The 14,278-nt window shown below is 72.0% G+C and carries 13 protein-coding genes, 1 tRNA gene and 1 pseudogene; 11 read left to right on the forward strand and 4 right to left on the reverse strand.

What is annotated here, in order from left to right; translation table 11 throughout:
* Positions 1-197 precede the first annotated feature (197 nt).
* The 9 genes from purS to purM all read left to right on the forward strand — a co-directional run bounded on the left by purS (position 198) and on the right by purM (position 9,868).
* The gene (purS, locus tag AB0F62_RS00235) at positions 198-443 is read left to right on the forward strand and encodes a phosphoribosylformylglycinamidine synthase subunit PurS (RefSeq protein ID WP_361790100.1); all 246 of its coding nucleotides are present in this window, start codon (positions 198-200) and stop codon (positions 441-443) included.
* Complete coding sequence (gene purQ / locus AB0F62_RS00240; RefSeq protein ID WP_018558394.1) at positions 440-1,123, forward strand: phosphoribosylformylglycinamidine synthase subunit PurQ; 684 nt, start codon at positions 440-442, stop codon at positions 1,121-1,123. The genes purS and purQ overlap by 4 nt, the downstream gene beginning before the upstream one ends.
* On the forward strand, positions 1,120-3,369 hold the full coding sequence (gene purL / locus AB0F62_RS00245; protein ID WP_361790104.1) for a phosphoribosylformylglycinamidine synthase subunit PurL: 2,250 nt from the start codon (positions 1,120-1,122) through the stop codon (positions 3,367-3,369). The genes purQ and purL overlap by 4 nt, the downstream gene beginning before the upstream one ends.
* A gap of 98 nt (positions 3,370-3,467) precedes the next feature.
* On the forward strand, positions 3,468-4,310 hold the full coding sequence (locus tag AB0F62_RS00250; protein WP_361790107.1) for a hypothetical protein: 843 nt from the start codon (positions 3,468-3,470) through the stop codon (positions 4,308-4,310).
* 66 nt (positions 4,311-4,376) lie between these two features.
* Entirely contained in the window at positions 4,377-4,580 is a 204-nt protein-coding gene (locus AB0F62_RS00255) for a DUF4177 domain-containing protein (RefSeq protein WP_018558397.1), read from the forward strand.
* A 48-nt stretch (positions 4,581-4,628) separates the two neighbouring features.
* Positions 4,629-5,426: a sterol carrier family protein gene (locus tag AB0F62_RS00260; protein WP_361790110.1), complete on the forward strand. Its 798-nt coding sequence runs from the start codon at positions 4,629-4,631 to the stop codon at positions 5,424-5,426.
* Between the two features lie 29 nt (positions 5,427-5,455).
* Complete coding sequence (locus tag AB0F62_RS00265; RefSeq protein ID WP_361790113.1) at positions 5,456-7,138, forward strand: PH domain-containing protein; 1,683 nt, start codon at positions 5,456-5,458, stop codon at positions 7,136-7,138.
* A 116-nt stretch (positions 7,139-7,254) separates the two neighbouring features.
* Entirely contained in the window at positions 7,255-8,772 is a 1,518-nt protein-coding gene (gene purF / locus AB0F62_RS00270; protein ID WP_361790116.1) for an amidophosphoribosyltransferase, read from the forward strand.
* Between the two features lie 28 nt (positions 8,773-8,800).
* A complete protein-coding gene (gene purM / locus AB0F62_RS00275; protein ID WP_361790119.1) occupies positions 8,801-9,868 on the forward strand; it encodes a phosphoribosylformylglycinamidine cyclo-ligase in 1,068 nt (355 codons plus the stop codon).
* An 80-nt stretch (positions 9,869-9,948) separates the two neighbouring features.
* On the opposite strand, the gene AB0F62_RS00280 is transcribed toward purM, so the two are convergent.
* Together AB0F62_RS00280 and AB0F62_RS00285 are read right to left on the reverse strand one after the other, a co-directional pair.
* Positions 9,949-10,212, reverse strand: a complete 264-nt coding sequence (locus AB0F62_RS00280; protein ID WP_361790122.1) for a DUF3073 domain-containing protein — start codon at positions 10,210-10,212, stop codon at positions 9,949-9,951.
* Between the two features lie 438 nt (positions 10,213-10,650).
* Entirely contained in the window at positions 10,651-11,757 is a 1,107-nt protein-coding gene (locus AB0F62_RS00285) for a Glu/Leu/Phe/Val dehydrogenase dimerization domain-containing protein (RefSeq protein WP_361790124.1), read from the reverse strand.
* Between the two features lie 173 nt (positions 11,758-11,930).
* On the opposite strand from AB0F62_RS00285, the gene AB0F62_RS00290 reads away from it, so the two are divergent.
* Together AB0F62_RS00290 and bldC are read left to right on the forward strand one after the other, a co-directional pair.
* Positions 11,931-12,785 carry a hypothetical protein gene (locus tag AB0F62_RS00290; RefSeq protein WP_361790127.1) on the forward strand — a complete coding sequence of 285 codons (855 nt, stop codon included), beginning with the start codon at positions 11,931-11,933 and terminating at the stop codon, positions 12,783-12,785.
* Positions 12,786-13,268: 483 nt separating this feature from the next.
* Positions 13,269-13,475, forward strand: a complete 207-nt coding sequence (bldC, locus tag AB0F62_RS00295) for a developmental transcriptional regulator BldC (RefSeq protein ID WP_003949541.1) — start codon at positions 13,269-13,271, stop codon at positions 13,473-13,475.
* A gap of 299 nt (positions 13,476-13,774) precedes the next feature.
* Here the strand turns inward: bldC and AB0F62_RS00300 are convergent.
* Positions 13,775-13,948, reverse strand: a pseudogene (locus tag AB0F62_RS00300) (DUF6274 family protein); the annotation flags it as partial.
* 240 nt (positions 13,949-14,188) lie between these two features.
* Positions 14,189-14,263 (reverse strand) — tRNA-Asp (locus tag AB0F62_RS00305).
* Positions 14,264-14,278: the final 15 nt, after the last annotated feature.

Below are 14,278 nucleotides of genomic sequence, written 5' to 3' on the forward strand. Positions count from 1 at the left end.
CGGCGGGCCGGGGTCAATGCTTTCCCAATTACCGGGCGGCGGTTTTCCGCCGGAAGCGCCCGGCCATTTCCTTCGGGTGTCCCGGGGGCAATCCGGGCAACGGATATTCCGTGACCATTCTGGAATATCTACCCGCGTAGATTTTCTGGCGGGGTACTGTGATGACATCTCACCGCAGCACACCACCGGGAGTGACCGTGGCACGCGTCGTAGTCGACGTCATGCTCAAGCCGGAGATCCTCGACCCGCAGGGCCAGGCGGTGCAGCGTGCGCTGCCGCGCCTCGGGTTCGAGGGAATCGCCGACGTCCGCCAGGGCAAGCGTTTTGAGCTCGAACTGGAGGGGCCGGTCGACGACGCCGCCCTCGCCCGTATCCGCGAGGTGGCAGAGACCTTCCTCGCCAACACCGTGATCGAGGACTTCACCGTGAAGGTGGAGTCGTGACGGCACGCATCGGTGTCGTCACCTTCCCCGGGACGCTCGACGACCGGGACACCCAGCGCGCGGTTCGCGTCGCCGGCGCCGAGCCGGTGCCGCTGTGGCACCGCGACAAGGATCTGCACCAGGTCGACGCCGTCGTCCTGCCCGGCGGATTCAGTTACGGCGACTATCTCCGGGCGGGGGCGATTTCCCGCTTCTCGCCCGTGATGGAGTCGATCATCGCAGGTGCCAAGGACGGCCTTCCCGTACTCGGTATCTGCAACGGCTTCCAGGTGCTCACCGAGACGCATCTGCTGCCCGGCGCCATGCTGCGCAACAATCACCTGCACTTCATCTGCAGGGACCAGAAGCTGCGCGTCGAGAACAACTCGACCTCCTGGACCGCCGATTACGAGCAGGACCAGGAGATCAGCATCCCGCTGAAGAACATCGACGGCCGCTACGTCGCCGACGAGCGCGTCCTCGACGAGCTCGAGGCGGAGGGTCGTGTGGTGTTCCGCTACGCGGACTGGAACCCCAATGGCTCGCTCCGGGACATCGCCGGCATCACCAACGCCGCGGGCAATGTCGTCGGCCTCATGCCGCACCCCGAGCACGCCGTCGAGTCGCTGATCGGGACCGGCCGCACCGACGGCCTCGGATTCTTCACCTCGATCCTCAAGAAGCTGGTTCACGCGTCATGACCCTCGATTCCGTGAAGCACGCCACCGAGACTCCGGACACCGAGCAGCCGTGGGCCGAACTCGGCCTGAAGCAGGACGAGTACGAGCGCATCCGGGAGATCCTGGGCCGCCGCCCGACCGGTGCCGAGCTCGCCATGTACTCCGTCATGTGGTCCGAGCACTGCTCGTACAAGAGCAGCAAGATCCACCTGCGCCAGTTCGGCGAGAAGGCACCCGCCAACGACGCCCTGCTGGTCGGCATCGGCGAGAACGCCGGCGTCGTGGACGTCGGCCAGGGGTACGCGGTCACCTTCAAGGTCGAGTCGCACAACCACCCCTCGTACATCGAGCCCTACCAGGGCGCGGCCACCGGCGTGGGCGGCATCGTCCGCGACATCCTCGCCATGGGCGCCCGCCCGGTCGCCGTCATGGACCCGCTGCGCTTCGGCGCGCCGGACCACCCCGACACCAAGCGCGTCCTGCCGGGCGTCGTCGCGGGCGTCGGCGGCTACGGCAACTGCCTGGGCCTGCCCAACATCGGCGGCGAGGTCGTCTTCGACCCCTGCTACCAGGGCAACCCGCTGGTCAACGCCCTGTGCGTGGGTGTGATGAAGCACGAGGACATCCACCTCGCCAAGGCCTCCGGCGCCGGCAACAAGGTCATCCTGTACGGCGCCCGCACCGGCGGCGACGGCATCGGCGGTGTCTCCGTGCTCGCCTCGGAGACCTTCTCCGACACCGGCCCGGCCAAGCGCCCCGCCGTCCAGGTCGGCGACCCCTTCCAGGAGAAGCTGCTCATCGAGTGCACCCTGGAGATCTTCAAGGAGAAGCTGGTCGCCGGCATTCAGGACCTCGGTGGCGCCGGCCTGTCCTGCGCCACCTCCGAGCTGGCCTCGGCCGGCTCCGGCGGTATGCGCGTGGAACTGGACACCGTGCCGCTGCGCGACGCGACGCTCTCGCCCGAGGAGATCCTCATGAGCGAGTCGCAGGAGCGCATGTGCGCCATCGTCGAGCCGCGGTACGTGGACCGCTTCCTGGAGATCTGCGAGAAGTGGGACGTGATCGCCACCGTCATCGGTGAGGTCACCGACGGCGACCGGCTGGAGATCTTCTGGCACGGCGAGCAGATCGTCGACGTCCCGCCGCGCACCGTCGCCCACGAGGGCCCGGTGTACGAGCGCCCCTACGCCCGCCCCGCGTGGCAGGACGCGCTCCAGGCCGACGACGCCAACAAGCTGCCGCGCCCGGCGGACGGCGACGAGCTGCGCGCCCAGGTCCTGACGATGGTCGCGCACCCGAACCAGGCCTCCAAGGCGTGGATCACCGACCAGTACGACCGCTTCGTGCAGGGCAACACCGTGCTGGCGCAGCCGGAGGACTCCGGCATGATCCGCATCGACGAGGACACCAACCTCGGCGTCGCGGTCGCCACCGACGGCAACGGCCGCTACGCCAAGCTCGACCCGTACACGGGCGCGCAGCTGGCGCTCGCCGAGGCGTACCGCAACGTCGCCACGACCGGCGCCAAGCCGCTGGCGGTCTCGGACTGCCTCAACTTCGGCTCGCCCGAGGACCCGGCCGCCATGTGGCAGTTCGCCGAGGCGTGCCGCGGCCTGGCCGACGGCTGCCTGGAGCTGGGCACGCCGGTCACCGGCGGCAATGTCTCGCTCTACAACCAGACCGGTGACGTGGCCATCCACCCGACGCCCGTCGTGGCGGTGCTCGGTGTGATCGACGACGTCACGCGCCGCACCCCGGTCGCCCTCAAGGACCAGGGTCAGCTGCTCTACCTGCTGGGCGACACCAAGGAGGAGCTGGGCGGCTCCGCCTGGTCCCAGGCGATCCACGACCACCTCGGCGGACTTCCGCCGGCCGTGGACCTGGAGCGCGAGAAGCTGCTCGGCGAGATCCTCATCTCGGCCTCCCGGGACGGGATGATCGACGCGGCCCACGACCTGTCGGACGGCGGGCTCGTCCAGGCCGTCGTCGAGTCCTGCCTGCGCGGCGGGAACGGCGCGCGGCTGGTCGTGCCGGACGGCCTCGACCCCTTCGTCTTCCTCTTCTCGGAGTCGGCGGGCCGGGCGGTCGTCTCGGTGCCGCGCAGCGAGGAGCTCCGCTTCACCGACATGTGCGGTGCGCGTGGTCTGCCCGCGACGCGGATCGGTGTCGTCGACGGCGACGCGGTCGAGGTGCAGGGCGAGTTCGCCATCGCGCTGGACGAGCTCCGCACGGCTCACGAGGGCACGATTCCGGCGCTCCTGGCCTGATTCGTCCGCCCTCCCGACGCGCCCCCGTGCCGCCAGGCGCGGGGGCGCTTTGCGGGGGCCCTGGCGGACACCACGGGGGATGGCCTCATACTCCTGGCGTGAGCGAGCGCGATACCCCCGCTGAACTGCCCCGCTGGCGCGACCGTGACGCCATGCGCTGGGCGGCGTGCCGCCCCGCCGGGTGGGCACACCCGCTCTGGGGCGCCCTGGCGCTGACGGCGGCCGTAGCCGTCGCCGCGGCCGTCGTCCCGGGAGCCCTCGGGACGGTGCACTACGGTCTGGCCGCCGCCCAGATCTACTGGCTTTTCGGCCTCCCGGAACTCACCCTCATATCGGGGCCGGTGTTCGCGGTGCTCCTGATGTGGCGGATGGAACCGGAGATCTCGGTCCCCGGTGTCGCCGCCCTGCTGCTGTGCTGGGGCGGCGCCCGCCACCGCCTGGGGGTCCGCCGCCGGCAGCGGCTGCTCGCCGCCAACGCCGCCCTCGGTGTGCGGCTGCCGCTTCCCGGTCCCCTCCCGCCGCTGCGCCGGGGCCTGGTCCCGATCGCGCTCGGGCTGCTGCTGTGCGCCGCCGCGATCCCGCCGCAGACCCGCCTGCTGGCACCGGTCGGCGGCACGCTGCTGGCCGTGGGCGTCCTGGCCCGGGGACGGGCGGCCGCCCTGCGGCGCGGCGGGCGGCCGGTGCTGCGCGTACTGACCCGTGCGGACGAGGACGCCCGGACGTGGGTGTACGCGGCCGACGACCACGCGGGCCGCAGGCCGCTGTTCTCCTGTCCCACCGACCCCGAGCCCGAGCTGCCCGAGGGGCCCCGTGACGGTGTTCTGCGCAACTCCCTGCTGTTCGGTACGCCGTACGAGGGCGCCGAGCTGGTGCTCCTGTCCGCCGACACCGACGACGGCCCGCTCGTCGACCGGGCGGCCGGGCCGGTCCGCCCCGCGTAGCGGGGGCCGCGACCGCCGGTACTACTGTGCGTCCCGCAACCACCGGTACGACAAGGGGTGTCAACGATGCACGAGTACAAGGTCGTCAGCTTCCGCGAGTCGCTGATAGGCGACGCCATCGACGACGACAAGCTGGAGAAGACGCTCAACAAGCACGCCGAGGACGGCTGGCAGCTGAAGGCGATCACCTCGGCCGACGTCAAGGGCCGCATCGGCCCGGGCGCCGTGCAGGGGCTGCTGCTCACCTTCGAGCGGCCGCGTCAGGCCTGACCGCACGGGTCGGGGTGCGGGCCGGGCCCGGCGCGTAGGCTGCGGGGCATGCCGCCCACCGCCCGCCGAGCCCGCACCTATGACCCCGCCAGGACGCGCGCCGCGCTCACCGCGCAGGTGGACCATGTCCTGCGGGTCGCCATCGGGCTGACCGCGGCTCAGCTGGCCGCGCCCTCCGGGCTGCCGGGGTGGGACGTGCACGCGCTGGTGGCGCACATCGCCCGTCAGGTGGAGGCCGTCGCCCAGGCGGTGGCCGCACCGGCCCCGGCCAGGGCGGACCTCGACCTCACCGCGTGGGCGGGCTCCACGGCGCGCATCGCCGGCCCGCCGGACGCCGACACCCGCCAGGCCGCCGCGGAGACCGCCGACGCCGCCGTCCGCCTGGAGGAGGCCGCCCGCGGGCTCGCCGGGGTGCTGGACGAGGCGGTGGCGCCCGGGCGCCTGGTGGCGATCACGCCCGGTGCGATGCGGTCCGCGGACTTCCTGGTGACCCGGCTCGTCGAGCTGGTCGTCCACAGCGACGACCTCGCCGTGGCGACCGGGGTCCCCGTCACACTGGAGCGCCAGGCCGTCGCCGCCGTCGTGCGGCTCCTGGCCGACACCCTGGCCGTCGCCGTACCGGGCAACTCCGTCGAGGTCCGTGTGCCGCCGTACGCGGCCGTCCAGTGCGTGCCCGGCCCCCGCCACACCCGGGGCACGCCGCCCAACGTCGTCGAGACGGACCCGCTGACCTGGATCCGCCTCGCCACCGGCCGTACGGCGTGGGCGGACGCCCTCGCCGCCGCGGCGGTCTCCGCGAGCGGCGAGCGCGCCGACCTGTCCCCGTATCTGCCCCTGCTCGGCTGAGGCGGCGCGGCCGTCCGCATAATGCGCCGGTGACCTCGACGACCTCCCCCGCGGCCGTACCGGCCCGCCCCTGGCTCTCCGCCGACGCACGCCGCTGGGCCGCCGTCCGCCTGCCGGGCTGGGCGCGCCCGCTGTGGTGCGCCTCGGTGCTCGTGGTGGCGGCGATCGTGATGCTCGCCCCCTTCGGGTGGGACGACCGGTGCACGGTGGCGGCACCCTGCGGGCCGGACTGGTGGTACGCGGTGGGCGCGGCCGGCTTCTTCGTCCACGCGCTGTGGCTGTTCGCGCTGCCCGAGGTGGCGCTGGTCTCGGCGCCCCTGCTGCTGCTCTGGATGACCGATCCCGGCTTCCGGGCCGACGGCGCGGCCGGGCGGGTGGCGGACGCCGCGGTGGTGGCCGCGCTGTGCTGGGGCTGGGCCGCGGCTTTCGTGCGGTCGCGGGTGCGCCGCGAGCAGCGCGCGCTGGCCCTGGAGGCCGCGGGAGGGGTTCTGCTCCCGGTACCGGAGCAGGCGGCGCCGGTGCGGCGGGGCGTGGTCCGGATCGCCCTCGGTCTGGCGGGCCTGGTGGTCGCGGCGGTGGCCGCGGGCGTCGCGGTGTCCGGGGAGCGGGCGGACCGGGCGCACGCGGCCGCGGCCGTCCGCGTCGAGGCGGTGGTCGTCGCCAACGGCGCCGAGGACCACGTCGTCGCCCGCTTCGGCGACGGTACGCGGCACCGCGTCGGGGTGACGCTCCCGGAGGAGCACGAGATCGGTGCCCCGGTGCCCGTCCTGGTCGACGGCGGATGGCGGCGGTTCGCCGCCGAGCCGTACGAGGACCGCACGGGGCCGCGGCTGCTGGCGCTCACGGCGGGCGGCGCCGGTGTCACCCTGCTGTTGTCGGGGGCGGTGGCCGCGCTCCGGGCCCGTGCGGTGCGGCGTGGCCCCGTTCCCGTGCTCAGAGTGCTGGCGGACCGCGCGGACGGTCGTACCGTCATCCGGCCGGTGGACGGCGCGGACGCTCCGCCGGTCCTGGCGTACCACGCGGTCGGGGCCGGGGCGTGGGCCCGCGGCGAGTGCGTGCTCTTCGGCCTGCCGGCCGAGGGGGCGGTGGAACTCGTGCTGGTGGGCGCCACGGCCTCCGGGGACGTCGTGGTCGGGACGGCCGACTCGCCCGTGCGGCGGTGGACGGAGCCGGCGGCGGAGCCGGGACCCGACGCCGAAGGGCGGAGGCAGGCCGAGCACCGCCGCGAGGCGGAGGCCCGGGTCGCCGAGGCGGCCGCGGCCATGAAGCCCGGCGCGGGCCCGCTGCGGTGGCGGGGCGGTACGGCCGGGCGCGTGGCCGCCGCCGCGGCGCTCCTGGGCGAGGCGGCCGTGCTGGCGTCCGACCCGCCCTTCGACGAGGGCTGGTGGCAGTGCGTGGGGTGGGTCCTCGGCGCCTGGTGGTTCGCGTCGGTGGTGCTGTCCCCGGTCACCTGGCGGATCACCGCCGACGCCACCGGCCTGCGGGTCCGTGGCTGTCTGCGGACCCGGCACGTCCCCTGGGCCGACGTGACCCGTGTCGTCCGCACCCTGCACGGGGAGCTGATCGTGCGCCGCGTCGCGGGGCAGGAGGACCTCTCGCTGGGCGTCGTGGTCCTCCCGTGGTGGGAGCGGAAGCTGCGCCGCCCGTCCGCCGCGACACGGGCCGCGGCCGAGCTGACGGCCATGGCCCGCGACCCCGGAATGCGCCCCTAGATCCCCCTAGACCAAGGTCACATGCCCAGGCGCCCCATGGGTTTACGCGCATAGAACGCGCTTTTGTCGGGTTCCCTCGTTCGGACGACACCGGAACCTGCCCTAGACTCGGTGCCGTGCCACGTGGTGACGGACGACTCAACCACGACCTGCTCCCCGGCGAGAAGGGCCCCCAGGACGCTTGCGGCGTCTTCGGTGTCTGGGCCCCCGGCGAAGAGGTCGCCAAACTCACCTACTTCGGGCTGTACGCCCTGCAACACCGCGGACAGGAGTCCGCGGGCATCGCAGTGAGCAACGGCTCCCAAATCCTGGTCTTCAAGGACATGGGACTGGTGTCCCAGGTCTTCGACGAGACCTCCCTGGGTTCCCTGCAGGGCCACATCGCGGTCGGGCATGCCCGTTACTCGACCACCGGTGCCTCGGTCTGGGAGAACGCCCAGCCCACCTTCCGCGCCACGGCCAGCGGCTCCATCGCCCTCGGCCACAACGGCAACCTGGTCAACACCGCGGAACTGGCCGAGATGGTCGCCGCGCTGCCCCAGGGCAACGGCCGGGCCACCAAGGTCGCCGCGACCAACGACACCGACCTGGTGACGGCGCTGCTCGCCGGCCAGGCGGACGAGGACGGCAAGCCGCTCTCGGTCGAGGAGGCCGCGCGCCAGGTGCTGCCCCAGGTCCAGGGCGCCTTCAGCCTGGTCTTCATGGACGAGCACACGCTCTACGCGGCCCGCGACCCGCAGGGCATCCGCCCGCTGGTCCTCGGCCGTACCGAGCGCGGCTGGGTGGTGGCCTCCGAGACCGCCGCCCTCGACATCGTCGGCGCCAGCTTCGTCCGCGAGATCGAGCCCGGCGAGCTGATCGCCATCGACGAGAACGGGCTGCGCGCCTCCCGCTTCGCCGAGGCCAAGCCCAAGGGCTGCGTCTTCGAGTACGTCTACCTCGCCCGCCCCGACACCGACATCGCGGGCCGCAACGTCTACCTCTCCCGGGTCGAGATGGGCCGCCGGCTGGCCAAGGAGGCCCCGGTCGAGGCCGATCTGGTGATACCGACCCCGGAGTCCGGCACCCCGGCCGCGGTCGGCTACGCCGAGGCGAGCGGCATCCCGTACGGCTCGGGCCTGGTGAAGAACTCGTACGTGGGCCGGACCTTCATCCAGCCCTCGCAGACCATCCGGCAGCTCGGCATCCGCCTGAAGCTCAACCCGCTCAAGGAGGTCATCCGGGGCAAGCGCCTGGTGGTCGTGGACGACTCGATCGTCCGCGGCAACACCCAGCGCGCGCTGGTCCGGATGCTCCGCGAGGCGGGCGCCGCCGAGGTCCACATCCGGATCTCCTCGCCGCCGGTGAAGTGGCCGTGCTTCTTCGGCATCGACTTCGCCACCCGCGCCGAGCTGATCGCCAACGGCATGACGGTCGAGGAGATCGGCAAGTCGCTGGGCGCGGACTCGCTCGCCTACATCTCCATCGACGCGATGGTCGAGGCGACCACGATCGCCAAGCCGAACCTCTGCCGTGCGTGCTTCGACGGCGAGTACCCGATGGCGCTGCCGGACCCGGAGTTGCTGGGCAAGCAGCTGCTGGAGACCGAGCTGGCCGGCGGCCCCGACGCGGCCGACGCGCTCCGTCGCCCGTAAGCATTCGACGCAAGGACACAACACAGCCATGTCCGAGAACACCGGTGCCAGCTACGCCGCGGCGGGAGTCGACATCGAGGCGGGCGACCGCGCGGTCGAGCTGATGAAGGAATGGGTGAAGAAGGCCACCCGCCCCGAGGTCGTGGGCGGTCTCGGCGGCTTCGCCGGCCTCTTCGACGCCTCCGCGCTCAAGCGGTACGAGCGGCCCCTGCTGGCCTCCGCCACCGACGGCGTGGGCACCAAGGTCGACATCGCCCGCCGCATGGGCGTCTACGACACCATCGGCCACGACCTCGTCGGCATGGTCGTCGACGACCTGGTCGTGTGCGGCGCCGAGCCGCTCTTCATGACCGACTACATCTGCGTCGGCAAGGTCTTCCCGGACCGGGTCGCCGCCATCGTCAAGGGCATCGCCGAGGGCTGTGTGCTCGCGGGCTGCGCCCTGGTCGGCGGCGAGACGGCCGAGCACCCGGGGCTGCTCGGCGAGGACGAGTTCGACGTCGCCGGCGCCGGTACGGGCGTGGTGGAGGCCGACCGGCTGCTGGGTGCGGATCGCATCCGTAAGGGTGACGTGGTGATCGCCATGGCGTCCTCCGGTCTTCACTCCAACGGGTACTCGCTCGTCCGGCACGTGCTCTTCGACCGGGCCGGCTGGGCGCTCGACCGCGAGGTCCCGGAGTTCGGCCGCACCCTCGGCGAGGAGCTGCTGGAGCCGACCCGGATCTACTCGCTGGACTGCCTGGCGCTCACCCGCACCACCGAGGTGCACGGCTTCTCGCACGTCACCGGCGGCGGTCTGGCCAGCAACCTGGCCCGGGTCGTGCCGGACCACCTGCACGTCACCGTGGACCGCTCGACGTGGACCCCGGGCGCGGTGTTCACCACGGTCGGCGAGCTCGGCGGGGTGGAGCGGCTGGAGCTGGAGAAGACCCTCAACATGGGTGTCGGCATGGTCGCCGTGGTGCCCGAGGGCTCGGTGGACGCGGCGCTCACCACGCTGGCCGACCGGGGCCTGGACGCCTGGGTGGCGGGCGAGGTCGTGGAGCGCGGCGGGCACGCCGAGGCCGTCGAGTTGACCGGCGCGTACGCGGGCTGACCGGAGTGGGACAGCACAAAGCCCGGTCCGGGCGATGCCCGGACCGGGTCAGTGGTCAAGCTGGAACGGAATGTGTTGCGTCAAGCGCGACGGCGTTGTGAGGGGGACTGGGACTCGTCGTCCTCGTCGTCGTCCTCGTCGTCGCCGTAGAGATCCGCGTACCGTGCGTACGGGTCGTCTTCCAGCTCGTCGTCATCGTCGTCTTCCTGTACCTCCGGATTGACCGGCAGTGTCGACGATGCGCCCAGCTCTTCGGCCAGACGTGACAGGTCCGTACCGCCGCTGTTGTACTTCAGCTGGCGGGCGACCTTCGTCTGCTTGGCCTTGGCCCGGCCGCGCCCCATTGGCTCGACCCCCTCAACGGTGGGGCTCGACGGCCCCGAGTCTTGACACGCGTTCACGATGTGGAACGGGCCCTCGGGTGAGAGTCCCGGTCCGTAGGGCTTCAACGGTACCTGCTTCCGAGGCCGCACGGTACGTCGCCCGCACGACGCGCGTCGGAGCAGGGGCTCGCCGCGGCCCCGTCCTGGCTGGTCAGTCGCGATTTTACCTTCTTCCGCCACGGTCTGGCTGCCGGGGCGTGGTAACGGTCGAATGTCCAGCCTGCAGTCCTCGACGCGGCTGCCCGCCGGGAGCCGCCGGGAAGTTGTGGAGGACGCGCACACCGTACGTCGCGGACGGCCCGCGCGCGTCCGCTTTGTGACGGAAGACACGCCCCCCGTCCGACGCGGACGGGGGGCGTGTCGACGGGTCCGCGGGGGACTACCGCGGCGCCCGGCAGGTCACGGGCGCAGCCAGCTCTCCGCCGGGGTGCGCTCGGCCATGCGCTGCTCGGCCAGCCGGTCGGCGGCGGCGGCCGGCGGAATGCCGTCGGCCGACGCGCGCTCGAAGATGGCGAGTGTGGTGTCGAAGATCTTCGTCGCCTTCGCGCGGGCCCGCTCGAAGTCGAAGCCGTGCAGCTCGTCGGCGACCTGGATCACGCCGCCCGCGTTCACCACGTAGTCGGGCGCGTACAGGATGCCGCGATCGGCCAGGTCCTTCTCGACGCCCGGGTGGGCGAGCTGGTTGTTGGCCGCGCCGCAGACGATCGTGGCGGTCAGGGCCGGCACCGAGTCGTCGTTGAGGGCGCCGCCGAGCGCGCAGGGGGCGTACACGTCCAGCGGGGTCCGGATCAGGACGTCAGCGTCGGAGACCGCGGTTACCTGCGGGTGACGGGAGGTGATCCGGTCGACGGCCTCGCCGCGAACATCGGTGATCACGACCTCGGCGCCGTCCTTGAGCAGATGCTCCACCAGGTGGTGGCCGACCTTGCCGACCCCGGCCACGCCGACCCTGCGGCCGCGCAGCGTGGGGTCGCCCCACTTGGCCTGGGCGGAGGCGCGCATGCCCTGGAAGACGCCCCAGGCGGTCAGCACGGAGGAGTCGCCGGCGCCGCCGTTCTCGGGCGAGCGGCCGGTGGTCCACCGCGGGGCCGTGCGGGAGACCACGTCCATGTCGGCGACGTAGGTGCCGACGTCGCAGGCCGTGACGTAGCGGCCGCCGAGCGAGGCCACGAAGCGCCCGTAGGCGAGCAGCAGCTCCTCGGACTTGTCCCTGTCCGGGTCGCCGATGATGACGGCCTTGCCGCCGCCGAGGTCGAGCCCGGCGAGCGCGTTCTTGTACGACATGCCGCGGGCGAGGTTGAGCGCGTCCTCGACCGCCGCTTCGTCGGAGGAGTACGCGTGGAAGCGGGTGCCGCCGAGGGCCGGGCCCAGGGCGGTGGAGTGGATCGCGATGACGGCCTTGAGGCCACTGGCGCGGTCCTGGCACAAGACGACCTGCTCGTGACCGCCCTGTTCCGATCGGAACAGCGTGGAGACGATGCCGGGTGTCTGACGTACGTCGGTCACTGTGGTGACTCCCGAATGTCCAGAGGTCGCCCTCCGGGTGGGTGGGGGAGGGCCGGTTGGCAGAAGAGTAGAGCCACCCGACCCAGAGCATGTTCCCAGTGTCGTGGATCACTCCCCGTGCCGGAAACGACGTGGGACGATGCCAGGGCGGAAGCCGTCACGAGGGAGCGGGTGTGGGCTTGTCATCGGTGCTGGTCCCGTACGCGGCGTATCTGCGGGTGTACGAGCCGCTGGCGGCCTTTCCGGAGCCCGATCGCGGCTACTGGTACCGGTATGCCGCCCAGGGCCCGGAACGGACCGCACAGGACGAACTGAGGCAGTCGCTGGCCGGTCTGCTCTCCGTCCCGCCGATCGCCGTACCGGTGCGCGAGAGCGGGGACGCCTTCGTCGCGGTCGTGGACGGCGTGACGCACGTCTGCCCCTGGCGCACCCGGCTGCGCGGCTGGCTGGCCCTGTCCGAACTGGCCGACGAGTTCCCGGCCCCCGTGGTCGACGCGGTGCTGCCCAGGGCCGTACGCGAGCAGGCGGAGGCCGACTTCGAGACGTGGCGGGCCGAGAAGCCCGAGAACGCCGACGCCCGGCCCTGGATCCGCGGCGCGACGTGGCACGTCCCGGTGCGCTGGTTCGTGCTGTTCGAGGACTCCGAGCGGGAGTACGAACCGGCGGGCGCCGGTGAGTCCAAGCAGCCGGTGATGCGCTACCGGACCCCCATGGTCCAGGCCCGCCGGCGGACGGCCCGCGCCCTGCGGGTGCTCAAGGATTCACTCGAAGAGGGACCCCTGATCGACGGCCTGGTAGATGTAGGGCGTTGGCTCGAGGAGTTCCACCCGCGCTCGCTGGTCGAACTCGACTACGGCGGGCTCGTCCACGCCATCCCGCAGGACTCCCTCGCCGGGGACCGTTCCGCCGTCGACGTGGCGGACGCGTTGGCGGCGCTCCGGGAGGGGGACGGCACCAGGGCGGGCGAGGCCTACGAGCGGCTCACCGACCGGTGGCGGGCCGTTCGCGAGCTGCAGTACGCGAGTTGAGGGTCCGCCGGCCATCCGGCGCCGGGGGCAGGGACTTTGGTCCTGAGTCCGGCGACCGGTACCTTTGGCCTAAGCGTGACCTAAAGCACGTTTAGGGGTCTTGCCCTCATCCCCACAGCCCATGACAATATGGGACATCGGGTCCGTAAGGACCTCTTTCCACTCGCTCTGGGTGGAATGTCCGGGATTGCATCCCTTGAGGTGGGGCTGTGGCTCGTGGTTCGGCTGTGACTGATCGTCACTCAGGTGTGACTGTCCGTTATAGCCCGGTCCATCGGCTTCCGTCGAGCTTAGACACCTCGGAGGGCAAATCCATCGGTTTGGCCGACACGGCTGGACAGATGGTGTAGTTGTAGTGCCAAGGACAAGCCGTTCGTCCTATTACCGACTCGGCCCGCGTCCGCCATTTCGGGCAACGCGGGTCAAGGTGCAGAATTTAGAGGAAAGAACCGTGTTGGTTCGGTTCTCTCGAGGAGGCCGCTCATGACCGCTCGCACCCCTGATGCCGAGCCGCTGCTGACCCCCGCTGAGGTTGCCACGATGTTCCGCGTGGACCCGAAGACGGTCACGCGCTGGGCCAAGGCTGGCAAGCTCACGTCCATCCGCACGCTCGGCGGGCACCGCCGCTACCGCGAGGCGGAGGTCCGTGCACTGCTTGCGGGCATTCCGCAGCAGCGCAGCGAGGCCTGACCTGAACAAACGGGCGTCCACGCGGGGCCCCCAACCCGCCGCAACGCCCGCTCCGAAGGGTCCCTGCCCCCATCAGGGACGTCCGTAGGAACGTTGATCGCACCGGAGTCCGCCGGCTCCGGTGCGATCTTTTTTGTGCGCGCGATGTGTCCGTCTTGTGAGGGCTGGGCCCCGTGTGTGGTGTGCAATTGCACATATTAAATTGACGGTCCCACAGGAGACCCCAGGTTCCCCCAGAGTCAAAACTCTTCGCGTGACTCCCGTCACATGCCCGGGTCTTGTTGCGTGCTCGCCTCGTGCGCTAGAGGCGCCTCCGGTCGCCGCAGTGCCAGCCGCATCAGCCGGTGACACACCGGGCAGTGCCGGGTGAGGTGCCGTCGCCCGCCCCCCGCGGCGGCCGCCAGATGCGCGCGCAGCAGCGCCCGCGTCACGTCCCGGGGCGTCGGGCCCGGATCCCTCGGCGTCGCCGTCATGTGCCAGGCGTACCACGCGGGAACGTTCCGAACCAGGGGACCCGCTTCCTCCGCCTCCTGCCTCCGGCCGGAGGCACCCCCTCCCGGTTCCGGCCGCGTCGCCGCCCGCGGGACGCTTCCGCCGGCGCTCGTCCTGCCGGGGGCCCACCCTCCGGTCTGCGCCTCCGCCGTGCGCCGGAGGTGTCCCGTACGCAGCGAAAAGGCCCGCATCCCTCACGGGATACGGGCCTTCATCTACTGCGGTCCTGACGGGATTTGAACCCGCGGCCTCCACCTTGACAGGGTGGCGAGCACTCCAAACTGCTCCACAGGACCTTGCTTCGCGGCCGT

It is taken from the genome of Streptomyces sp. NPDC026673 (assembly GCF_040638135.1).
Lineage (GTDB): Bacteria > Actinomycetota > Actinomycetes > Streptomycetales > Streptomycetaceae > Actinacidiphila.

Bases quoted from the DNA above. Each gene is read 5' to 3' on its own strand.
- AB0F62_RS00280 (WP_361790122.1), bottom strand. From the start codon at position 10,212: ATGGGGCGCGGCCGGGCCAAGGCCAAGCAGACGAAGGTCGCCCGCCAG.
- AB0F62_RS00255 (WP_018558397.1), top strand. From the start codon at position 4,377: ATGCACGAGTACAAGGTCGTCAGCTTCCGCGAGTCGCTGATAGGCGAC.
- purM (WP_361790119.1), top strand. From the start codon at position 8,801: ATGTCCGAGAACACCGGTGCCAGCTACGCCGCGGCGGGAGTCGACATC.
- purL (WP_361790104.1), top strand. From the start codon at position 1,120: ATGACCCTCGATTCCGTGAAGCACGCCACCGAGACTCCGGACACCGAG.
- bldC (WP_003949541.1), top strand. From the start codon at position 13,269: ATGACCGCTCGCACCCCTGATGCCGAGCCGCTGCTGACCCCCGCTGAG.
- AB0F62_RS00260 (WP_361790110.1), top strand. From the start codon at position 4,629: ATGCCGCCCACCGCCCGCCGAGCCCGCACCTATGACCCCGCCAGGACG.